The 23085-nt window shown below is 36.5% G+C and carries 23 protein-coding genes and 1 riboswitch; of the genes, 10 read left to right on the forward strand and 13 right to left on the reverse strand.

The window, feature by feature from the left end; all coding sequences use genetic code 11:
- The first annotated feature begins 39 nt into the window (after window positions 1–39).
- Window positions 40–396, forward strand: a complete 357-nt coding sequence (locus KQI49_RS10295; protein ID WP_216488648.1) for a TraR/DksA C4-type zinc finger protein — start codon at window positions 40–42, stop codon at window positions 394–396.
- Between the two features lie 43 nt (window positions 397–439).
- On the opposite strand, the gene KQI49_RS10300 is transcribed toward KQI49_RS10295, so the two are convergent.
- From KQI49_RS10300 to KQI49_RS10320, 5 genes are all read right to left on the reverse strand, one after another.
- A complete protein-coding gene (locus KQI49_RS10300) occupies window positions 440–1027 on the reverse strand; it encodes an ECF transporter S component (protein WP_216488650.1) in 588 nt (195 codons plus the stop codon).
- A 157-nt stretch (window positions 1028–1184) separates the two neighbouring features.
- Window positions 1185–1324: riboswitch (FMN riboswitch) on the reverse strand.
- Window positions 1325–2038: 714 nt separating this feature from the next.
- Window positions 2039–2203 (reverse strand): hypothetical protein, encoded by a 165-nt coding sequence (locus tag KQI49_RS10305; protein WP_216488652.1) that lies wholly within the window; start codon window positions 2201–2203, stop codon window positions 2039–2041.
- Between the two features lie 153 nt (window positions 2204–2356).
- Window positions 2357–2572 (reverse strand): DUF3221 domain-containing protein, encoded by a 216-nt coding sequence (locus KQI49_RS10310; RefSeq protein ID WP_216488654.1) that lies wholly within the window; start codon window positions 2570–2572, stop codon window positions 2357–2359.
- 379 nt (window positions 2573–2951) lie between these two features.
- On the reverse strand, window positions 2952–7289 hold the full coding sequence (locus KQI49_RS10315) for a S8 family peptidase (protein WP_305852325.1): 4338 nt from the start codon (window positions 7287–7289) through the stop codon (window positions 2952–2954).
- A gap of 554 nt (window positions 7290–7843) precedes the next feature.
- The gene (locus KQI49_RS10320) at window positions 7844–8905 is read right to left on the reverse strand and encodes a M20/M25/M40 family metallo-hydrolase (RefSeq protein ID WP_216488656.1); all 1062 of its coding nucleotides are present in this window, start codon (window positions 8903–8905) and stop codon (window positions 7844–7846) included.
- Between the two features lie 143 nt (window positions 8906–9048).
- On the opposite strand from KQI49_RS10320, the gene KQI49_RS10325 reads away from it, so the two are divergent.
- The 4 genes from KQI49_RS10325 (at window position 9049) to KQI49_RS10340 (ending at window position 13539) form a co-directional block, all read left to right on the forward strand.
- Entirely contained in the window at window positions 9049–10059 is a 1011-nt protein-coding gene (locus KQI49_RS10325) for a potassium channel family protein (protein ID WP_216488658.1), read from the forward strand.
- A gap of 109 nt (window positions 10060–10168) precedes the next feature.
- On the forward strand, window positions 10169–10552 hold the full coding sequence (gene yugI, locus KQI49_RS10330; protein ID WP_216488660.1) for a S1 domain-containing post-transcriptional regulator GSP13: 384 nt from the start codon (window positions 10169–10171) through the stop codon (window positions 10550–10552).
- Between the two features lie 250 nt (window positions 10553–10802).
- On the forward strand, window positions 10803–12149 hold the full coding sequence (locus tag KQI49_RS10335; RefSeq protein ID WP_216488662.1) for a glucose-6-phosphate isomerase: 1347 nt from the start codon (window positions 10803–10805) through the stop codon (window positions 12147–12149).
- A gap of 211 nt (window positions 12150–12360) precedes the next feature.
- Complete coding sequence (locus KQI49_RS10340; RefSeq protein WP_216488664.1) at window positions 12361–13539, forward strand: MalY/PatB family protein; 1179 nt, start codon at window positions 12361–12363, stop codon at window positions 13537–13539.
- Between the two features lie 133 nt (window positions 13540–13672).
- Here the strand turns inward: KQI49_RS10340 and KQI49_RS10345 are convergent, their stop codons facing one another.
- Complete coding sequence (locus KQI49_RS10345) at window positions 13673–14257, reverse strand: superoxide dismutase family protein (RefSeq protein ID WP_216488666.1); 585 nt, start codon at window positions 14255–14257, stop codon at window positions 13673–13675.
- A gap of 89 nt (window positions 14258–14346) precedes the next feature.
- The gene (locus KQI49_RS10350; RefSeq protein ID WP_371817553.1) at window positions 14347–14553 is read right to left on the reverse strand and encodes a hypothetical protein; all 207 of its coding nucleotides are present in this window, start codon (window positions 14551–14553) and stop codon (window positions 14347–14349) included.
- A gap of 117 nt (window positions 14554–14670) precedes the next feature.
- On the opposite strand from KQI49_RS10350, the gene kapB reads away from it, so the two are divergent.
- Window positions 14671–15072: a kinase-associated lipoprotein KapB gene (gene kapB, locus KQI49_RS10355; protein ID WP_216488668.1), complete on the forward strand. Its 402-nt coding sequence runs from the start codon at window positions 14671–14673 to the stop codon at window positions 15070–15072.
- Window positions 15073–15185: 113 nt separating this feature from the next.
- On the opposite strand, the gene KQI49_RS10360 is transcribed toward kapB, so the two are convergent.
- On the reverse strand, window positions 15186–15449 hold the full coding sequence (locus KQI49_RS10360; protein ID WP_216488670.1) for a phosphocarrier protein HPr: 264 nt from the start codon (window positions 15447–15449) through the stop codon (window positions 15186–15188).
- A gap of 234 nt (window positions 15450–15683) precedes the next feature.
- Here KQI49_RS10360 and deoD point away from each other — a divergent pair, with 234 nt between their 5' ends.
- The 3 genes from deoD to KQI49_RS10375 all read left to right on the forward strand — a co-directional run bounded on the left by deoD (window position 15684) and on the right by KQI49_RS10375 (window position 17762).
- Entirely contained in the window at window positions 15684–16391 is a 708-nt protein-coding gene (gene deoD / locus KQI49_RS10365; RefSeq protein ID WP_216488672.1) for a purine-nucleoside phosphorylase, read from the forward strand.
- Window positions 16392–16525: 134 nt separating this feature from the next.
- The gene (locus KQI49_RS10370; protein ID WP_253286783.1) at window positions 16526–17116 is read left to right on the forward strand and encodes a biotin transporter BioY; all 591 of its coding nucleotides are present in this window, start codon (window positions 16526–16528) and stop codon (window positions 17114–17116) included.
- 169 nt (window positions 17117–17285) lie between these two features.
- The gene (locus KQI49_RS10375; protein WP_216488674.1) at window positions 17286–17762 is read left to right on the forward strand and encodes a divergent PAP2 family protein; all 477 of its coding nucleotides are present in this window, start codon (window positions 17286–17288) and stop codon (window positions 17760–17762) included.
- Between the two features lie 253 nt (window positions 17763–18015).
- Here the strand turns inward: KQI49_RS10375 and KQI49_RS10380 are convergent, their stop codons facing one another.
- From KQI49_RS10380 to KQI49_RS10390, 3 genes are all read right to left on the reverse strand, one after another.
- On the reverse strand, window positions 18016–18702 hold the full coding sequence (locus KQI49_RS10380) for a 3D domain-containing protein (protein ID WP_305852326.1): 687 nt from the start codon (window positions 18700–18702) through the stop codon (window positions 18016–18018).
- Window positions 18703–18758: 56 nt separating this feature from the next.
- Window positions 18759–19079 carry a YuiB family protein gene (locus KQI49_RS10385; protein ID WP_216488676.1) on the reverse strand — a complete coding sequence of 107 codons (321 nt, stop codon included), beginning with the start codon at window positions 19077–19079 and terminating at the stop codon, window positions 18759–18761.
- Between the two features lie 188 nt (window positions 19080–19267).
- Window positions 19268–20488 carry an NAD(P)/FAD-dependent oxidoreductase gene (locus KQI49_RS10390; RefSeq protein ID WP_216488678.1) on the reverse strand — a complete coding sequence of 407 codons (1221 nt, stop codon included), beginning with the start codon at window positions 20486–20488 and terminating at the stop codon, window positions 19268–19270.
- Between the two features lie 347 nt (window positions 20489–20835).
- Here KQI49_RS10390 and KQI49_RS10395 point away from each other — a divergent pair, with 347 nt between their 5' ends.
- On the forward strand, window positions 20836–21825 hold the full coding sequence (locus KQI49_RS10395) for an NAD(P)/FAD-dependent oxidoreductase (protein ID WP_216488685.1): 990 nt from the start codon (window positions 20836–20838) through the stop codon (window positions 21823–21825).
- Between the two features lie 89 nt (window positions 21826–21914).
- On the opposite strand, the gene KQI49_RS10400 is transcribed toward KQI49_RS10395, so the two are convergent.
- Window positions 21915–22622, reverse strand: a complete 708-nt coding sequence (locus KQI49_RS10400) for a Crp/Fnr family transcriptional regulator (protein WP_216488687.1) — start codon at window positions 22620–22622, stop codon at window positions 21915–21917.
- A 67-nt stretch (window positions 22623–22689) separates the two neighbouring features.
- Window positions 22690–23049 carry a HesB/IscA family protein gene (locus KQI49_RS10405; protein WP_216488689.1) on the reverse strand — a complete coding sequence of 120 codons (360 nt, stop codon included), beginning with the start codon at window positions 23047–23049 and terminating at the stop codon, window positions 22690–22692.
- Between the last annotated feature and the right edge of the window lie 36 nt (window positions 23050–23085).

Genomic DNA, 23085 nt, shown 5'->3' on the forward strand with positions numbered 1-23085 from the left:
AAGCACATCTTTACTTAGTTCCAAGAAAGGAAGGCAGCTATGTCCCAAGATCATTTAACACAAGAACAATTAAGTAATTTTAAAAGTCGTTTATTAGAAATGAAAGAAGAAATCATGAAAGACTTGTCTAAAGCGGATCGTGATAATGCTCAAGATGCTATTCACGAATTAGCGGATTTTCAAAATCATCCAGCTGATGAAGGCACTGAAGAATTCGAGCAAGAACTCGATAAAGGATTCATAATGATGAGTGAAGATAAACTAGAGGAAGTCAATAATGCCCTTAAGAAAATTTCAGAAGGCACCTATGGTTTTAGCGAGAAATCAGGTGAACCTATCCCTGTCGATAGACTCCAAGCAGAACCTACTGCAAGAAATCGTATAGAAGAAGATTAAAAAAGCCAACTTTCCATTTGGAAGTTGGCTTTTTTCGTTAAATTTATGAAGCTGGTTTCGCTTGTTTTTGTTCAATCCAAGACCGCATTTTAACAAAGAGAGGAATAAACAACATTCCAATGACAACACCTTTAATAAGGTTAAATGGAAAGACCCCATATAGTACCGTTACTCGCTTAACAGCTTCTATTTTCATTTCTTCCATTCCCATAAACCAAGCATAAACAGGCAAAATCACCAAATAATTCAACACACTCATGGCGATCGCCATTACAATTGTCCCCACAACTAAACCAGATAAAATACTTTTAACACTTTTGTATTTATGATAAATAACCGCAATCGGCACAACGAATAGAAGACCAGATAAAAAATTCGCAGCGACTCCAACAGGCTCTCCCCCACCAATTGCTAGATAGAGTAGGTTTTTAATTCCTACTACAATCACTCCTGCAATCGGAGAAAAAATAAATGAAGCAATAAGCGCGGGCACTTCACTAAAATCAATTTTCAAAAATGGCGGTAAAAACGGTAGTGGAAAATTTAAAAAGAATAAAACTAGTGAAATAGTTCCTAGTAAAGCTAAAATAATCATTTTTAATAGTTTTGATGACTGAATGTTTGATTGCATATTCAGTTCTCCCTTCATCTTTTTTATCGATTTACATCTCGTGATGAAGGACAAGCTTTATTTCCATGAAAATAATAAAACCCTAAAGCTACCATTAGGGGCTTTAGGGTTGATAAATTCATAGAAACCAATGACAAAAACACGTGTCATTTTCAGCTCACATCTTCTCCCATCCAGACTTTAACTGTCGGTTCTGGTCTCACACCAGATCAACCGCGTTTCTTCACGCGGGTCACGGACTTAGAGCCTTTGCTCCTTACCGTCGGTCGGGATTTACACCCTGCCCCGAAGATGAAATCGATATTTTATTGTTAATTACAATTATACATTATTGAGACGATTTTGCAATGGTTTAGATTTGATTGGAGAGTACAGAAGGTTTTGAACTCAATTCTAAAGTTTTAATCTTCATCTCGGTGGCCTCATGACTGGATGAACGACAACTTTCCGAGATTTCAACTAAATTGTGGTCTTCATCATTGTACTTAATATTTTATATTTATATTCGTTGTACTACTCGTAATAAGTCCACTGACGCACTGCGACAATATTATAATGATTAGAAAGAACCCTGCTGATTCTTTTTTTGACACCTTTTCATTACACCAACCAAAAATCGCATGAGTGGTAAACTTTTCTTACAACAAAATTAAGGAGTCGATTGAAGTGCTATTGTGTCCCTTGACAATATTTTGGTATGTTGGACTTTCTGAGAACGGTAATCATGTACTTCATCCGTTATGATTTTACAGGTTGGACAGAAATAGGGTCTACGTTCCATCTCAATATTAATTTGACATAATCCATCCATTTCATCTACTTTTTAATAGTAAACCCTTTAAATCCTATTAAGCAAATGTCGTTATTCAATGACACGCAACTCCGTTTTTGGTTTGTTCTAAAAAAGTCTAACAAAATAAGGAGCTTACGTATATTTTTATACACAAACTTTCTTATTAACCCGATATGCATTTTAGGATTTCATCTCTCGTATGCGTTATAATATTTCATTTAATTTCCATTATTCTTTATGAACTTCACAACTGAACTTGTCATTTTAGGTCCGCCATTGGCAAGACTATGGTCATCAAACATAAATCCACTTGAATGAAGAGCAACAATCTCATTAGAATTATTTAATACAGCTGAACCCGATTGCCCTTTATTGGTATCCATGTCGTAATAAGCTATAGTGTCACTTTGGCCTAATAATTTCCCTTTCATTAAAGACAAATGATGAAACGAACAATAATACAGATAATTTTAATTAGATACAGTTCCGGTTGCTCACATGGCAGTCAAAGATACAAAGTATGTATTAATTATTGCCTACTCATCGACCAATTCAACCGAAAGCGTTTTAATTTGTGCAGGATCTGATTCCATTATAGCGCCATTATATCCAACCTTTATCCTGTCTCCTACATGAAATGTTTCGTCGTTGTTGACTGAAAGGGCAACAAGTACTTCTCCCATTGTACCATCGACGAGCGCTGTACTCTCGTAAATTTCTTTGATCGTTCCTGTAAAATAAAAACTTGCCATTTCAATCTCATTAATTTCTTCATCATTTCCATTAATTGAATTAGAACACCCAGCAATTGTAAAAAAACAATGATTATTAATACCTTTGATATCCTATGCATCGCAAATGTCTCTCCTTCCGTGCACGATAAAATAGTTCTATTCGAACGAGTTCAAACCAATTCAGGCTAAAAATAATGCTGTTTTTCTGTACTGGTTAAGCCATCCGTTTTCTTAATTGCCTCTTGCAATGTCTATAAATCACATCCCACATCTTTTTATTCTAATTTAATGTGCAGTCTATCTTATTATATCTGAAAATTAAAATAAATAAAATGATTAGCCCGTTTTCTTAAAATGAGCCAGACCCTATCAAGGATCTGACTCTTTTAATAAACTATTAATCTTCCACATTAATGAACAACTTACCATCCGCTTGTTCACGCGTCTCGTTACCGTAAGCATCTTTTACAATAACTTCGATAACTGCACCTTCAGCATATGCGTTTGCCGGCGCTGTCCAGTAACCTACATAGCGACCATCTTCCATTTCCATCATTGGAAGTTCAGTAGCGTTTTGGTGAATACCTGTATTTGTTAGTGGCATGTGCACGACAAATGTGGCGCGTGCTCCTGGTTCACTATCAAATTCAATCATCACACTTTCACCAGAATCGACATGCTGATCTTCTGTTGGGGTTAAGTTGTCAATTTCTGAAGCGTCATATTTTACATCAAGCGTGACTGTTTCAGTTGTTGTATTACCTGCAAGGTCAGCTGCTACAATTTCAATGACATTCTCTCCGTTATCTAACAAGATACGCTTAGAGAAGTCTCCTTCATCATTGACATCAGCTTTCTGTCCATTGACTTCAACGTAATCAAGGTTTTCGTCTTGAACATTTCCTTCAACAGTGACTGTTTCGCGATTTGACTTATCTCCATCAACTGGATTATCAATCGTTACTTCAGGCGCTTCTGTATCAAGAGTTACCATAACTGGATCAGATTCTCCTGTTTTGGCACCATCGATTTTAGAAACGGCGACGAATTCATTTTCACCTTCAGAAAGTTCTTGATCAAAGGAGAATTCTCCATCATCTCCTACCTCTACTGAATCTACTGCTTCCCCATCGCTCAACAATTCAATCGTTGTTGTTGGAGATGCTGTTCCTTCAATTGTAATGTCAGATTCATTAGTTATGAAATCTTCAGCCGGAGATGAAATAACTGGTGTTTCAACTTCATAGCTTACACGAGCACGAATCATATAGTTCCCTTCGTCTGCTGGAGATGGCTCCCAAGAACCGCCAACCAACTGGTGACTTCTTCCAGCGTTCGGGCTTGTTTCATCAGTTGCTAACCCTGGTGCACCCGTATTTGCTGCTGTTTGAACATAAACCATGTAGAAGTCTCCGTCAACTTCTATGTTATGCTCGGATAAATCAACAACTGTCCAGTCTGTTTCATCACGAATAGCTTCTGCATCGATTGGTCCAGCAAGTTTTTCTCCCGGTAAACCATCAACACCAGAGGCATCCCAAACTTCTACTTGGAAGTCTGTTCCACCTGGAGTAGGGAATTCAGGATTCCAGAACTTAAAGACACCATCTGTAACGATTGCTTTCTCTTTACCTTCTGGTAGGGACATTTTCACACCCCAGCCGTTGCCTGCATCATAGAAAGCACGTGCATTATCTGCAACACCGTCATCATAGCCAATTTCTCCACCTGGAACTGTATAGAATGGCTCAAGTTCAATATCTAAGTTAATATCTTCGTTCATATCCACTTCAACTTCTGTTCCATGATAGTCTTTAGCCATCACTTTTAAAGTATAAGTTCCTTCATATGCTGTAAGTGAATAATCTCCGTCAGCATCCGTTTCTACCGGCTCAACGTTAGCATCTTCTACTAGAAGTAGAGTTGCTCCTTCAATAGGGTCGCCAGTAGCTTCGTTAGTGATTGTTCCTGTCACTGTTGCTTGATCAAGCTCATCAAGTGTGAAGTTTGCTTCAACTGCTTGATCAGCTTCCACCTCAACTTCTTGTTCAACCGATTCATACCCATAGGTTTCAGCTTCAACTGTAAATGTGCCAGCAGCACTCATTAATGAATAGCTTCCATCAGCTGGATCTGTTTTAGTTGAACTTCCTGTTTCTAGTACACTTACTGTAGCTCCTAAAGGTAAGCCTGCTTGAATTTCCGCTTGATCATTAACTAACTTCTCCTGGTGCGGAACAACAGGTTTCTGTTTCGTTGGATCAACATCTGGCTTATCTTCTTTTAATGCTTTGTCAGTGCTTAAAGTCTCTGAAGTAACGTTCAATGAAGCCGAACTCTGATTAGATTCTTCAGATAAAGCTACACTATCAATATACCATCCTTCTTTATTAACACTGATGTCAGATGTAGCGTTAAATGCGATATAAATTCTTTCGCCGCTATAATCTGATAAATCAATTTCTGTATCTGTCCAATCAGAAGTTAATCCCTCAAATGTTTCAAGTTGAGTCCACTCTTCCTGATCTGTTGATACAACGAGATGGCCAAAGTCATATGAAGTCCCCGAATCATATTGTTCAAACTCATGCCAGTGTGTAAATTGTAGGTAAGCATCCCCTTCTGGCAAATCGATTGGTGGCATTTCAAGAGAAGCATTCATGTTGCTATCATACTGACCTGATAGATTTGTAGCATAAACATTATCACCAGTTAGAGCGCTTCCAGGACCTGACGTTGGTTCGCCCCACTCCCAGCTATTTTCATCACCATAAGATGTCCAACCAGCTGGTTCTGCTTCAAAGTCTTCAGAATATCCAGTTGAAATACCAGACTTTAATTCAACACTATAATCATCACTAATCACTTCATTATTACCAAAGTCATTAATAACCCAATGATACTCAAGTAGTTCGCCTACTAAATCTTCACCATCAATAGAGGCTTTATACTCACCATCTTTAAAATCTCCTGAAACACGGTCAGCTTCTACTGTCTTCATTTCTCCACCATCAACTTGGTAGTTTAATTCGACAGATGTCACACTGACGTTGTCTGAAGCTTGAATTTTTAAGTCAAGTCCCATCCCTGAATAAGACTCAGCAGGTGCTTCATGTTCGAACGTTGGTGCTTCATTATCTTCACCATCTTTTGTCACATAACCTTCAATCGAGCCAATACCATCCATAATTGACGTAACGGCTGCAGATGCATCAATTAACCCGTGACCATAACCATTGTTTGGTGACTCTGGATATTCATCATCTGTCTTGGGAATAGCAGTGCTGAGTAAAATTTCTTCCATATCATCTACAGAGATATCAGCATTTACTTGTCGAAGTAGTGCAGCAATCCCTGATACAGCAGGACTAGCCATCGATGTTCCATTATTTGAGCCATAGCTATCACCCGGTATAGCTGAACGAATACCTACACCAGGCGCTGCAATGTCTGGTTTAATTTCGTCATACGGAGAAGGTCCGCGTAATGAGAAATCTGCAACCACATCATTACTATCTGTTGCGCCAACTGCGAATGATTCTGGATAATTGGATGGAGCTGCTACTGAGCCAGGTCCACCTGGGTTAAATAAATCCGTATTACCAGCTGCGAATTCTGGGAAGATATTCGCATCTCTCCAGGCAATGACCGTATCACGGTACCACTCATCAAGTCCTGGACCGCCACCCCAAGAGTTATTAACAACATCTGGAGCTAAGTCAGCACGTCCACCTGGAGCCAAAATCCATTCTGCAGCATCTAGTAAATCTGCATCTTTAGCGTTACCTGCCGCGTCAAAGACTTTAGCAGCAATCCACTTTGCACCTGGAGCCACTCCGATTTGGTTGGATCCGTCTTCTTCATGTCCGACCATTGTTCCAGTCACATGTGTACCATGACCATTATCATCCACTGGAGTTTCATGTCCGTCAGAAGTTGCATCATAGAAACTATATTCATGATCAACATCACCAGTTTCAGAGTCATATCCCCGATATTGTTCTTTTAATGCTGGGTGATCCCATTGAACACCAGTATCTAGACTAGCTACAACTGTACCTGAACCATCCACTCCCATTGCCCAAGCATCTGGAGCATTTACACGATCAACGTTCCATTCAATTTCTTCATCGTCTTGGAGACTTGCTTTAGGCGAGTCTACCTTGTCGTCAAAAGTAACATGAAGTTCACGCTCTTCGTTTGGTAGAATTTTTTCTACTTCTGGAAAGCTTGCTAGTTTTTCTGCTATTTTTTTAGGAGCAGTGACAGCCATTCCGTTAACAATATGATAAGAATGGAAACTGTCTACATTATCGTTTTCAACTTGTTCTTCTAAAAATTGCTTAACATTCGCTTGAGATTCAATTGAAACGGATTTCAATTCAGAAATTACGGTAGATCTTTGGTTAAGTGTTGCTTTATGTGATGATAGCTGTGCTGATTCAGCCGCTTTTCTTGCTTCTTCAGCAACTTTTGTCGTATCTGCTTTTTCCTCAAACTTAACTAAAAATGTTACCACATCACTGTCTTTATACTCATCCATCAAACGATTGCTAATCTTTTCTTCAACTCGCTTGGCTGGATCAATCGCTGATTCATGTAGTTGTCCGCTTTTATCGCTTTTACCAACAGATAATGTTTGTGCACTTAACGTTGGAGCGAATAATGAGAATATCATCAATACTGTAGCAATGATACTAAATAATCTCACACGTTGCTGCTTTTTATTATACAATGTATTTCCTCCCTTATTTTTAATAGATACAAAAAAACACTCTACCCTCCTTTCTCTAAATTTAGGTTGGCGATCGTGTGCCTACTTCATTTTCATGATGTTAACTTAACTTTAAAGTAAAAAATAGAAAAAATGTGTCGAACTATGTCGTTCATTTTTAAAAAATTCTAAATTGAATAATAATAACTATTAAGTTGACTACTTTCCTTAGGTGAAAAGTAGTTATCGTTTTTTTAAAGGAACAATAAACCATTGATTTATCAACCTTCTTGGATGATCATGATTTTAATTGAAATCTAGTGAGAATAGTTTTTCATGAAAAACGAAAGAAAAATGAACAATTTCACCTAAAAAGTTGCTAGAGTTCCCTATCACTATTAAATAGTGAAGCAATTAAGAGGAAATATTATTTTTTCGTTTCTTTTCATTGATGGCTCTAGTTCTTAAGTCTGTTAAAATTTTCCGTGATACAGTTCTTTTTAACTATCAACCTTTTATGGAACAAAATAAAAAATCCTAAACGAGAATTGACCTCGTCTAGGATTTCACATTAATTAGGCATCTTCGAGCGGATTCAGGCTTTCATTCCCAGTTAAATTAGTAATCATTTTTACAAGTAAATCAATCTCTTCTTCCATATCGCTTATACTAACTGTTTCAACAGGTGAATGCATATATCTTAATGGCAAAGATACAAGAGCAATCGGCACACCTTGTCCAGTGAGTCGCATTCTGTCGGCATCCGTTCCTGTCATTCTGGGGGTAAGTTCGTATTGAAGAGCCATATCAAGCTCTTTGGCCGCTTTTTCAAGATGATGATTTATTTTATAATTGATTGGCGCGCCTTTAGCTAGCACTGGTCCGCCTTCCAGTTTTACGTCGCCATGCTTATTTTTATCTACACCGGGATAATCTGTAGCGAAAGTGACATCACAAGCAATAGCCATTGTAGGTTTGATGCCTGCCGCTGCAAAATAGGCGCCTCCCATATTCGTTTCTTCATTAACCGTGCTTGCTGCATAAACACCGATTTCACAGCCTTCTGATTTTAATCTTTTTAAAACTTCTGCAACGATAAAAGCACCTGTGCGATTATCCAAGCCCCTACCCGATATATAACGATCTTGCAAAACTTCTGGTTCGCGTTTATAGACAGCAAGGTCACCAATTTGAATAAACTTCTCTGCTTCAGATTTTGTTCGGTATCCACAGTCGATAAATAAATCTTCTAGATCAAAATCATCCTTTAATCCCCCGTGATGCTGGGCATTCACGCCAATAACTCCTAAAACGGTTTTATTATATCCTAACACAGTAACCTTCATACCCACTGCAGCTTTCGGATTAATGCCACCTATCTTTTCAAAATGCAAAAAACCATTATCATCAATTCGATTAACTACGAGTCCTATTTCATCACAATGTCCAGCTAAAAGTACCTTAAAAGAAGCTTCTGGATTTAAAATGCCTATCGCATTTCCCGCATGATCTGTTCTGATTTCGTCCGCGAACTCTTTAACATAGTTAATCCAACTTTTTTGAATCTCCACTTCTTGGCTTGAGGGTGAAGGAGTGCTCAATAAATTAAATAAAAAATCCTTGTTTTTAATTCCCATTTTCTTCCTCCTGTCAAACGCTTTAATTATTTACTATTCTTATATAATAGCAAAACTGAAGGTACTTTTTGAATAAATGACCTTCTTTTCTCACATACTAACTTAAAGTTTAACTAAAACAACTGAGCACCAATGGGGGAAATATGGGTATTGAACTATTAAGACATATATACTTTCGCATTCCGGTTCTTATCAGACTTTTGCTCACTATTTTACTTGTGATGGTATCATTTGGAATTTTAATTCACTTTGTAGAGCCAAACCAATTTCCGACTTTTTTTGACGGTATATGGTGGGCTTTTGTCACCGGAGCAACAGTGGGTTACGGAGATTACACACCACTAAGTGCAACTGGAAGAATCATCGGTATACTACTTATGTTAACAGGTGCAGGCCTAATCACATTCTATATTTCCCTCTTTGCTGCTTCAACGATAAAATATGAAAGAGATTTATCAGAGGGAATCGTATCTTATAAAGGAAGTGGCCATATTATTTGTATTGGCTGGAATGAACGGACTAGAAAATTAATTGAAATGGCTTTTAAAGTGAATTCACAGCTAGAAATCGTCTTAATTGATCAATCGCTTGGACATCTTTCTTACCAACATTATCCAGTCCATTATATTCAAGGGGATCCTACAGAAGATATCACTTTAGAAAAAGCCAAACTAAAAGATGCTGATCAAGTTATTATCACAGCAGACATCACTGAATCTGAACCACAAGCTGATAAGTACACGATATTATCCACTGTTGCCATTCGTGGAAATAATGAAAGTATACCAATCATTGCAGAAATCTTAACAAAAAGACAGATAGTTAATGCCCAACGTGCTGGCGCGACAACGATTATTAGACCAAATGACTTTATAAGCACTCTTTTATACCATGAATTATTTCGAGAGGAAGAAGCCCATCCATTCGAATCCATCTTATCTCTATTGATGGAACAGCAATTTTTTCAAATCAATCTTCCCACAACTATGATTAATAATACGTTTTGGAATGCTGTCAATTATTTTAAAGACGAGAGATGTATGATTATTGGACTGATGCGAAACGACGAGTGGCTGATTAATCCAGCCCATGATTTCATTCTCGAAGAAAAAGATAGTTTAATTGGCATCAAATCGTGGGAAGACATTAAATAAATGCAAACCACTCACGTACCATAAGAAAGAGGATTTTGCCAAATGACCCCTTTTATGATAAAATATAAAAATGTGTTAAAAAGCGAATACAAAATGGGAGTTGTTCAGCATGACAGATAATATTGAAAAAGGTCAAATTATACAAGGTAAAGTTACAGGCATTCAACCTTATGGAGCTTTTGTTGCATTAAATGATTCAGTACAAGGGCTTGTTCACATTTCGGAAGTGACTCACGGTTATGTGAAAGATATAAATGAATATTTATCAATCGGTGATGAGGTAACTGTTAAAGTATTAGACATTAATGAAGAATCTAATAAAATTTCTCTATCCATCCGTGCGACTGAAGAAGCACCGAAAAAAGATACAAAACAACCAGCGCCGAAACCTAATACACAAGACACAAATGCAGCAGGCTTTAATACTCTAAAAGATAAATTAGAAGAGTGGATTGACCAATCAAAAGATCGCAAGCAAACATTTAAAAATTAATAGGTAGTAAACTCATCCCTCATAATGCAAACTGATATTATGAGGGGTTTTATATATAAATGATAATTGATGAATAATGAAGCTGTATGAAAGTAATTGATAGTCATTTATTGTTCATCATTTACTCGAGTTAATCCCTATTCACCATCATGATTCTTGATTTCATTTCTTTCCTCCGTTAAAGTTAACATGTATTATCAAAATATATCTTAGCAAAACTTACTTTAATATAGCTATAGGAGGAATCATCATGACTCATGTAACGTTCTCATATGAAAAGGCACTTGAGTTCTTTAACCAGCATGAATTAGACTATTTAAAACCTTATGTCGCAACAGCACACAATGCTTTGCACGATCAAACAGGCCAAGGTAATGATTTTCTTGGTTGGATTAACCTACCAGAATCCTACGATAAAGAAGAATTTCAGCGTATTAAAACTGCTGCAGAAAAAATTAAAAGTGATACGGATGTTTTGCTTGTCATTGGAATCGGTGGCTCCTATTTAGGTGCTCGTGCCGCTATTGAAATGTTAAATCATTCTTTTCAAAATCTTTTATCAAAAGATAAGCGTCAAGCTCCTCAAGTTATTTTTGTTGGACACCATTTAAGCTCTACCTATATAAATGAGCTGTATGATGTTCTTGAGGGTAAAGATGTATCTATTAATGTCATTTCTAAAAGTGGAACAACAACTGAACCAGCTATAGCATTCCGTATGTTCAGGAACTATTTGGAGGAAAAATACGGTAAAGAAGAAGCGAAACAAAGAATCTACGCCACAACTGATAAATCTAAAGGTGCCTTAAAGACAGTTGCAGACCAAGAAGGTTATGAAACCTTTGTCATTCCAGATGATGTTGGCGGTCGCTACTCCGTCTTAACAGCAGTTGGACTTTTGCCCATCGCCGTTAGCGGTGTATCCATCGACGATATGATGGAAGGTGCGAAAGTAGCAATGGATGATTTATCAAAATTTGAATTAGATAAAAATCCAGCTTATCAATATGCTGCCGTTCGAAATGTTTTATACAACAAGGGGAAAACAATTGAAATGCTGATTAATTATGAGCCACAGCTTCAATATTTCGCCGAATGGTGGAAACAGTTATTTGGAGAAAGTGAAGGAAAAGACCAGAAAGGTATCTTCCCAACATCTGCTAATTTTACAACTGATCTCCATTCACTAGGACAATATATTCAAGAAGGTCGCCGTGATTTATTTGAAACAGTATTACATGTTAATCAATCTAAAAAAGAAGTAACAGTTGAAAACGATAAAAATGATGCAGATGGACTTAATTATTTAGCTGGTAAAACATTACATGAAATTAACGACAAGGCTTTTCAAGGAACTCTACTCGCCCACACAGATGGTGATGTTCCAAATTTAGTGGTAGAAGTACCGAAGTTGGATGCCTATACATTTGGATATCTTGTGTACTTTTTTGAAAAAGCTTGTGCAATAAGTGGTTATCTCCAAGGAGTTAATCCTTTTGATCAACCAGGTGTAGAAGCATATAAGAAAAATATGTTTGCGTTACTTGGAAAACCTGGATTTGAAGACGACAAAGAAGCACTAGAAAAACGCTTATAGTGCGATGAAATTTTAATGAGGTTATACTGCCCACATACTTTCCTAAAAATTATTTTCCAATAGAGTGTTTATAAATTTGTATGCTGGGTATAATTAGTAATGTAAGACTTTCTCGTATTCCCCCTGTAGGCAAAGCGTCAAAAACGCTTTGCTTTTTTTTATGTTTTTTTAGGTTATAATAGCCTTATTAGTATCACAAGGAGGTTGTTGTATGAGTTATTTTGAGACAGTACCTAATCGAAAAAATACACGTTCTGTTAAATGGGATACACTTGAGGAAGTTTTTCAATCAGGTGATGTTCTCCCTATGTGGGTTGCTGATATGGATTTCAAAGCCCCTGAAGCCGTAAATAACGCATTAATAGAAAGAGCAAAACATGGAGTCTACGGTTATACCATTATTAATCCCGAAGTGAAAGGCTCTATCGTCAACTGGCTGCACCGGCGTTTTAATTGGAAGGTTGAGGAAGAATGGTTATCATTCAGCCCCGGCGTTGTCACAAGTCTACATATAGCTGTTCAAGCCTTTACTGAACCAGAGGATAAAGTATTAATCCAAACACCCGTTTATCCTCCTTTTTATAATGTTATTGAGGCGCATAATCGACAAATTGTAAAAAGTCCTTTGATCCTCAAAGACGACCATTACTCTATCGATTTTACTGATTTTGAAAATAAACTTAAACAGGGTGTCAAAGCTTTTATTTTATGTTCTCCCCACAATCCTGTTGGTCGGGTATGGACGAAAGAAGAATTACAGAAAATGGCAGAGTTATGCGTCGAAAATGACGTTATTCTTATTTCAGATGAGATTCATGCCGACCTTGTGCTAGGTGATTATAAACATACACCCATCGCAACTTTATCCGAGGATATTGCTATGCAGACAGTCACGTGTATGGCTCCGTCAAAAACGTTTAATCTCGCTGGATTGCAAGCCTCATATATCGTTACAAAACATCCTGAAAAACGTTTGAAAATTGATCAACTATTGAAAAAGCAAGGACTGGGATCGCTTAACACGATGGGAAGCACAGCACTCCATGCCGCTTATGAACATGGTGAAGAGTGGCTTAAAGAACTGCTTAAGCTTTTAAACAGTCATCAGGAATACGTCGTTGAAATGTTCAAAACACATACACCTGAACTAAAAGTCATCCCTGCTCAAGGTACTTATTTATTATGGATTGATTGTAGTAGACTCGGAATGACTGATGAGGAATTGCACCAATTTATGGTAAGTGAAGCACGTGTTGGACTAAATGCGGGAAGCTCCTACGGTGAAGAAGGCAAACAATTTATGAGGATGAATATAGCGACTTCTAGACAAACTCTTGAAAAAGGAGTTAAGCAAATCGTGAAGGCTGTCAAACATCTAAATATACAATAATGAAGCTTTTTCAATGAGTCTTCACGTTTTCCTATATTAATATATAAGCGTTATAAAAAACCGAAAGTTAGGAGCGAGTATTCTCCTATCATTCGGTTTTTTTATATCTACACTGATAGTTCTGTCCCAATTTCTATTCCTCTTCTTTTTCCTCTTCTTCCAACTCGGCTGGATCGGTAGGTTCCTCGCCTTCTTTCGCCTTTGCATCTTTCTTAATGATACCGCAAGCTACTCGTTCCCCTGACTTACCTCCTGGTTGATTTACGCCATCATCTTTATCAGCTGTAATGACAAGGGATGTCCCGTCTTCTTTTAACAATGAATTTTTTCCATCAGTAAATGTCGCCTCATCTGCCATCAACTCTGCTTCCGCATATCCAGATGAATCGGCCTCAATATTTGGTAAGTCCCCTATATGTGAACCTTCGGGATGCATAAGACCGTGCTCTTTTCCGTCGGGATTAAAGTGATTTCCCGAACTTTTAAAATCTGGGCCTTCACATTTACCGAACTCATGGATATGAACACCATGGAAACCAGGGGATAACCCGTTAACTTCAAGTTTTACCTGAACACCGCCTTCTTGTTCAGAAAGCTTTGCTGTGCCAATCATATCGGCAGATGAATTGTAAATATCAATCTCTTTTACATTCGGCGTACCACTTTGGCAAGCAGATAATATTAATACAAGAATTAAACTAATCAGCCATCTTCTCATTACTTCTTACTCCTTTTTGACAGTCTAATTCTTAGTATCTACCACACGGTATATTCTTAAACAAACAGTGACCCATCCAACTTGATAGGTCACTGTTTTTCGTCAATATTCTGTTGGTCTGTGTGTATATATTTTTCTTCAAATTTCTCTTCATCTTTTTTTGATTTTTTTACGATAAGATACGTAGCAATTACAGCACCACACATAAAAATCACTAATGAAATAACTCCTGGAATATAGTCGGCCTTATCTTCAGGAAAATATAAGAATTCCATAAAATATAAATAATTAAACACGAATCATCACTTCCTCCTTTAGCTAGTATACCAAAAATACATATACCAAGAAAGGTTTCGCGCTTTATTCGCAAAAAGGTCATAAATTTGGCACAATATAGATAGGAGGGGATTTTTATGAAGGATTTCAAAGTGGGAGATATTATCCGGGCACATTACAACTCAGGGACTTACATAGGCGAAATCATAGAAGATCGAGGTAATCGTTTTTTAGTCGAAGTTTTAGCCGTTGACAAACACCCTGTCCAAGGTGATTTACATAGCCCTAAACAAGTACAAGGTGTCGCTTTTCATGAACGAAAGGCTTTAGCTTATCGTGAGAAAATGAATGCTAAAAAGCCAGCCACGTTTGCCTATGAAGGCGAGGTACCAGAGTATGCCGAATCTCTTAAAAAAGCCGTGGGAAAAATACGAACTAATCTCAAAAAAGAAGATACAGAATATAATCAAAAAGCATTAGAAAAAATTGCTGATTTAGAAGAACATTATTATAATAAAGTTTATGCAGCATTTATGTAGAGAGCTAAAATAATAATACTTTTAAAGGCGGTAACCATTTAAGGTTCCGCCTTTGTTTTGTTTATTATGAATCATCTACGTACGTTGCTAATCATGCGCTTGCGCTTTGGTTATTACTCGCCTAGATGTTCTTTGATTACTTCTTCGATTCCTTTGATTGCTTCTTCTTCGTCAGAACCGTCTGCTGTAATTTTAATTTCTGCGCCCTTTGGAATTCCAAGGGACATAACGCCCATAATGGATTTTAAGTTAACTGTTTTATCGTTATAACTCATTTCCACTTCTGATTCAAACTGCCCTGCTTTATTAACTAATAACGTTGCTGAACGAGCGTGTACTCCAGTATCTGCGGTAATTTTAAATGTTTGTTCTTTCATTTCATTCATCCTTTTCCATATAATAATATTTTATGTTGTACGCTATGTACAAAAGTAATTACCTAAAGTTCAATACGACTTTTACGTGAATGACTGAACTATATTTATTATATACAATTTCTCGATTTATTTAAACAAAAATAACCTTTATTTAAAGATATTTAGAATTTGTTTTAAAATCCCTATTATGATACCTTTACTTTATAGGAATACCCTACTAAAGGAGGAACAAACATGAGTGTACATATTGGTGCAGAACAAGGAGAAATAGCAGATAAAATTTTATTACCAGGTGATCCATTACGTGCTCAATACATTGCAGAAACTTACTTAGAAGATGTAACTCAATATAATCAAGTCCGAGGAATGTATGGCTTTACTGGAACATATAAAGGTGAACGCATTTCTGTTCAAGGAACAGGCATGGGGGTTCCCTCTATCTCTATTTATGCAAATGAATTGATTCAAAGCTATGATGTTAAAAAACTTATTCGCGTTGGGACATGTGGTGCAATCCAAAAAAATGTTAAAGTTAGAGATGTCATTTTAGCGCAAGGAGCAACTACTGATTCTCAACAAAATAATTTGATTTTTGACCATATTGCATACTCTCCTATCGCTGATTTTGATTTGTTGAAAAATGCTTATGATATTGGGACCAATAAAGGGTTAAATCTTAGAGTCGGTAATATCTTTACTAGTGATACATTTTATCGTGATAATGCTAAAGAAGTAAATGCATTGCTTGCGAAATATAAAGTTTTAGCAATTGAAATGGAATCGTCAGCTCTATATACATTAGCTGCAAAATATGATCGCCAAGCCCTGTCCATCTTGACAGTCTCAGATCATGTAATTACAGGTGAAGAAACTTCCGCTGAAGAACGTCAAACATCATTTAATGAGATGATGGAAGTTGCTTTAGAAACGGCTATTAAATAATCTTTATATTCCAAGAAAAAAACTTTCTACTCCTATGTTGAAAGTTTTTTTCGAAATCATATTGTCAACCATATAAAATAAAAGGTTGACATACTTCCTGTTAAACCATATTATTTAATTGGGAGGTGAATAGTTTGAAATTAAGACCCATTGATTTAACATTTGGGGCAATGTTCGTATGTTTAATGGCGATTGGGGCAAACATCGCTGTTTGGTTTCCAATGCTTGCTGTACCAATAGGTGGTGCAAGTGTTCCATTATCCTTACAAACGTTTTTTGCCATTTTAGCTGGTTTGATGCTCGGTAGAAAGCTCGGCAGTATCAGTATGATTACATATACGCTCGTTGGGATAGCAGGTGTTCCCGTTTTCGCCGGATTACAGGGAGGCCCAATGGCTATTATCAGTCCAACAGGTGGATTTATCATTTCTTTTATATTTGTTGCTTATTTTGTTGGATTAATCGTTGACCTTCATAAGAAACAGTCTTTTCCCTATTACTTAATCGCTTCAATTGTTGGTCTTATATGCAACTACGGTATCGGTGTTACTTATATGTACCTTGCTATGAATACATGGTTAAACTTAGAAATAACTTATCTGTTAGCTTGGGCCGGAATGATTCCTTTCTTAATCAAAGACGGAGCTCTTGCCTGCTTAGCAGCTGTATTTATGGTTAGTTTAGCGAAACGGGTAAAGTTTAAATGGAAAACAAGCAGCGCATAAATAAGAACCTAGATAAAAAGATGTCCTAATTAAAGGGCATCTTTTTTGTTGTATATCTTTACATAAAAAAATAACGTCTGTATATTGTATTACATATAGTTGAATCACACTCAGTTAAGACTCCTAATTTCATTGTCTATCCAATGATCAGAAAGGATGCAAAAAATTTATGCACATATTAGCTAATTATCCCCTAGTAGCCGCACTCCTTGGTATTATTATTGCGCAAACGATTAAAGTTCCCATTCGTCTTATTATAACTAAAGAATTTAAGCCAGGCTTAGCATTTAGTACAGGTGGCATGCCAAGTAGCCATTCAGCAGCCGTCGCAGCTCTCACAACTGGTATTGGAATGTTAGAAGGTATCCAATCACCACTATTTGCTGCAGCATGTATTTTTAGTGTCATTGTTATGTTTGACGCCTCTGGAATAAGAAGACAAGCTGGTGAACAAGCTGTTATCATAAATCAACTTATTAATGATTTTCAAGATTTTGTGGAAGGAACGAAAGACTGGAAAGATAAAAAAGAAGATGAAAAACGCCAAGAACTCAAAGAAATCATGGGACATCAGCCCATCGAAGTATTTGTAGGCGCATTACTCGGCCTCCTTATCGCTTTCTTACTATACCGATTTTATTCTTGAACACCACTGACGTCAAATATACAACTGGAAACTGAAGAAATTAACTTCATCAACGTGATTACGATCAATTGAACGGTTGAAACGCATCGTCATCGCTCCTATGACGATCATTTGAAAGGCTGAAACACGTGTAAAACAACGTCCATCAACAGAACGCAAAATGCAAGTCAATTCCCTTTATAACAAGTCTCCAAGAGAACTCGACAATATTAAAGACCTTCCTGAGTTAACATGAAGGTCTTTGCATTATTTGTCATTCATCTTGGATAATCTGTTCGCGAAACACTTGCATTGTTTCGTCTTCGTTCAACTCGATTAATTCTTTTTCTGTAATATCTCCATCGCCCATTTCAATAATGTAAACATCAACTTCTTTTTTACCCCACTGAGAGTATACATCATCTACTGTGTCATAAAATAAATCAATTTTATTACCTTGTATTGCTCCACCTTTATCAGCGACAACTCCGTAACCGTAGTCAGGAATGTAGAGGATTGTTCCAATTGGAAAAATGGATAAATCAGCTGCAATAGTAGAGTATAAATCTCGTTTAACTTTGACACCGGAATAAGTAATACCATAAGATGGATGATCAGGACTTTTGCCTGTTGATTCAATGCCTGCCGTATAACCTGTTGCAAGAACTTTTTTACTTTCATATTGTTCTAAATCTATGGCTTCCTCTAAAGTTTGTGGGCCCTCTATTTGATCACTAGATATATATTTTTGTGGACCTACAAAGCTATTTAAAAGTTTTTCCTCCAAAATAACATCTCTAGAATTATCAGGATTATGTTTACTGGCTTGTGCTTGTGCACTTTCAGTTTCCATAAGTATGTCAGCTACAGATACGTTTGATAAGTGGGATAAGGTCGATAGAAAAGCACCTAATACTAATAAAAACATGATTGTTCTTCGTAAAACTTTACTTATAGTCAATAACAACACCTCTAGAGAGTCATCATTCCCTATTAGCAAAGTTTTATTCCTATTTTTTAAAACATTTGATAACCGCTCTTACGTAAATATTTAATTACCATGCCAGAAACGATGGCACCGACAAATCCCGAAATGAGGATGATCCAATCAACTACAGTAATTCCTACTAACACGTTAAAAGCAGTCGAAAAAGCCTCAGACGGTGCCGTGAAATATTTACTAACAGGTATACCGTCAATAATAATAATAACGATAAAAGGATATAAAAAAGCCATTAACCATGTTCTCCGAAGTAGCATATTTAAAATAAAAGCTAACCCAAAAAAAATAACGAAATATAAAATAATCGAAACTATATGTTGTATGAGTTGTGCCAACTTTATAATCTCCTTCACTTTCTGTATTCCTGTCCAATCTACATTTTATATTAAAATACAAAAAAAGCAAAGACAAGAATAGCACAACCGTCCCGTGAAGCAATGCACAAATTATATACAACCAGACAGATATTAGATATTTTAAATGTATAATCATCCACATAATGTCTTTGCTTACTAAAATTCAGTTAATAAAACACATTAAATTTTCCTTTTTTCATAACTAGGCCTAAGCCACCAACTTTCAATAAATATCGATTAGCTAACATTTTTTTTAGGAAAGTTGCTTTCCAACCGTAAAGTTTACAATCACGCAAAATGGTTCCTATTGCATCGTTGTAACCTAAGGAAATAACCGTGCCGAGTCGATGCGGTTTAAATTTGTCTAATTCTGTTTTCCCTCTTACTATTCTTTTAATATTACGGGCTACAGTCTCAGACTGTTCTTCTGTAATTTGACCATGAGATGGGTATGGTTTTCCCGTTTTTGCATTCCTTATTAACGCACAATCTCCTATAACGAATACATCGTCAAAGTCCTGTGTCCTCATGTCTTCGCGAACTTCTATCTTGCCTTCTTTCGTTTGAAAACCGGATCTTTCAACGACTGAATTGGCACGGCCACTAGCCGTCCAGACCGTTGTCATCGTTGGAACTTCTATACTTTTTCCATCTTTTTCATAAATAATACTGTCTGGTTTACACTCCTTAAGAGATGCACTTGTTATTATTTCAATACCACGGGATTCTAATGAATTCATAGCATAATCTATTAATTGTTGATCAATGCCGGGCAAAATAGTAGATTCGCTCTCTAGATTAATTATTTTAACACGCGCCTTGTTTATATCATAATCTTCACATAATTCCGGAATCCGGTTGGCCAACTCACCTAAAAACTCTACACCTGTGAATCCCCCACCTCCTACAACAATGTTTATTCGTGATTGCTTTTTCTCTTTTTCATTGTTATATAGAGCAAAGTTATATTCTAAATGTTCTCGAATTAGCATTGAACTATCAAGGTTTTTCATCATTAGTGCATGTTCAGCTAAACCAGGGATTTCATGTGACACTCCTTCAAATCCTAGTCCAATAACTAAAATATCATATTTTAACTCAGTTTCTTTAAGTTTAACTACCTTCTCTTCTGGCTTGATTCTTTCAACCGTATCGACTATAAAATTTACCCGCTCAGGCTTAATGACATTCTGAATCATGATTCGAACGTTATCATGATGTATCGTACCCGCTGCTGCTTCATGTAACCAGGTAGATTGATAGTGATAATTGTGCATGTTAACAAGTGTTATATTTGCGTTTTTTACACTTAGCGACTTTTGAAGCCTTATTGTCGTCATTAATCCGCCATACCCAGCACCTAATATGACGATATTTGGCTTTTTCATTGTGTAGCCCCTTCCTAACCTTACAAAATTCTAATAATGTCGTCCTGTAAAAAATCGAATTTTCCCCAAAAATAAAACTTGGTAAACACCAAGCTGGAAAATGTCTATCTATATTAAAATCCTATAATTTAAGTTCAAATTTTATTCCTTTTAAACATATTAATTTAATCTATTTGTTACATAACTGTAATCTATTTAATATAATAGACCTTTTTAATATTATTTTCAACCCTACTTGTCATTTTTCTACAATGAAAACAATTCTAAAACGCATTAATACACAATGATTAAGGATATATGATAATATGGACATGGCAAAGAATTTGTAATGAAATGGGGTTATCAGATTGTCGAATAAAGTTTATGACGTCACTGTTATTGGCGCTGGGCCTGCTGGTCTATTCACAGCTTTTTATGGCGGCATGCGTCAAGCAAGTGTTAAAATAATTGAAAGCTTACCACATACTGGCGGGCAGTTGACTGCTCTTTATCCAGAGAAAGATATATATGATGTAGCTGGGTTTCCTAAGATTGGTGCACAAGAGTTAGTAGATAATTTAGAAAAACAACTCACTCTTTTTGACACAATAACGACAGTTCTTGGACAAGAAATTGAAACAGTTGAACGCTTAGAGGATGAGACATTCAAATTAACGTCAAGTGACGGGGACACTCATTTTTCAAAAACAATTATAATCACAGCTGGTAATGGAGCATTTCATCCTCGTAAACTTAACATAGCAGGTTGCGAACAATTTGAAGACGTTAACTTACATTACCATGTTAAAGATATGAATAAATATAAAGATCAAAATGTTTTATTACTCGGTGGTGGAGATTCTGCCGTTGATTGGGCCTTAATGCTTGAATCCATTGCAAATAAGGTGACCCTTGTACATCGACGTGATCAGTTTAGGGCTCACGAACATAGTGTTGAAAAATTAATGGCATCCAGTGTCGATATTTTAACACCTTATATTCCAAGAGATATTACTGGGACAAAAAGAATAGAGAAAGTGACGTTGGAAAAAGCGAGAAGCGATGAAACCATTGACATAGAGGTAGATTCAGTTCTCTGTAACTATGGTTTTATTTCCACACTTGGCCCAATTAAAGACTGGGGTCTAGAAATTGAAAAAAATAGTGTTGTCGTCAATTCAAAAATGGAGACTAATATACCCGGAATCTATGCGGCTGGAGATATTAATACATATCCTGGCAAGGTAAAGTTGATTGTTACAGGGTTTGGGGAAGGTCCAACAGCCATTAACAATGCTATGCAATATATCAATCCAAAAGCACGAATCCAACCTAAACATTCAACAGCTATGTTTTAAAAAAAGAGCTGGATGGTATAGAGATATCCATCTTTGTAACATATGCGATGGAAACCCGTTATCATCCAGCTTATTATTGTTGATCCAAATTAAAAGTCTTCTGCAGCATTTTTTAAGGCATTTAAATCCAAAATATTTATTTTCCGATGTCCAACCTGCTCTATCCAACCTTTTGTCTGAAAATATGATAGTCTTCTACTAATCGTTTCTTGTGTTGTTCCTAAGTAAGATGCCAAATCTTTTTTACTCATTGGCAAAACAACACTCAATGTGTTTTTATCTTCCGCTAACTTAACTAAATAGCTAGCTGTTCTTGTCTCTACATCACGGGCACTTAATTGACCAACAAGATACTCGGTTTCATCTAGCCTCTCACTAAATTCGCTTAAGATTTTTAAGGGGATAGTTGGGTGTGTCTTCATTAATTCTTGTATATCACTCTTATGAATCGCACAAATTTCACTTTTTACGATTGCTTCTGCGTAACTATCCATCACCTTATCAGTAAATAAAGCTAGCTCACCTAAAAATTCACCTGGTTCCAAAATACGTAATAATTGCTCTTTTCCCGATTCGAATAGCTTGTATATTTTTACGCGACCCACATGGACAATGTATAAGTATTCAAGTGGATCTCCTTCATGATAAATAATTTCTCCTTTTTGAAAAACTTTTTGGGAACTTTTCTTTAAAATCTCCCGCATTTCTTCCTCTTCAAGATGATTAAAAATCGGTACTTTAGAAATGCACATTTGATGTTTGCTTTTCGCATTATGGTGACAACATGATTCCGCCATTAACTAACCACCACTTTCTGAATTAAAAAAGCTAGAACGCTTTTTATCAAGCGGCCTAGCTGAATAATTAACAATCACCTGGTGTTCCCGCGCGGTCTTTTGCTCTAAATGAAGAACCACAACCACAAGAAACAATTGCGTTTGGATTATCTATACTAAATCCTCCGCCCATCATATTTTGTTTAAAATCAATAGTCGTTCCTTCTAGTATTGGGATGTCTTGTTTGAAAATCACAAGAGGGATACCATTTAACTCATCCACTTCATCTAATTCAGGATTGATATCATATTCAAAGCCGAGTGAATAAGATAACCCACTACACCCGCCACCTTTTATACCAAAGCGAAGTCTAACGTTTTCTTCTTCATCTTTCATCATTTCTTTGATTTGGTGGCTTGCATTTTCTGTAATTGTAACTGGTAACATCTCAAACCCTCCTATAGCTTGTTATTGCCTATCTAT

This window comes from Virgibacillus sp. MSJ-26, assembly GCF_018918075.1.
Classification (GTDB): Bacteria; Bacillota; Bacilli; order Bacillales; family Amphibacillaceae; genus MSJ-26.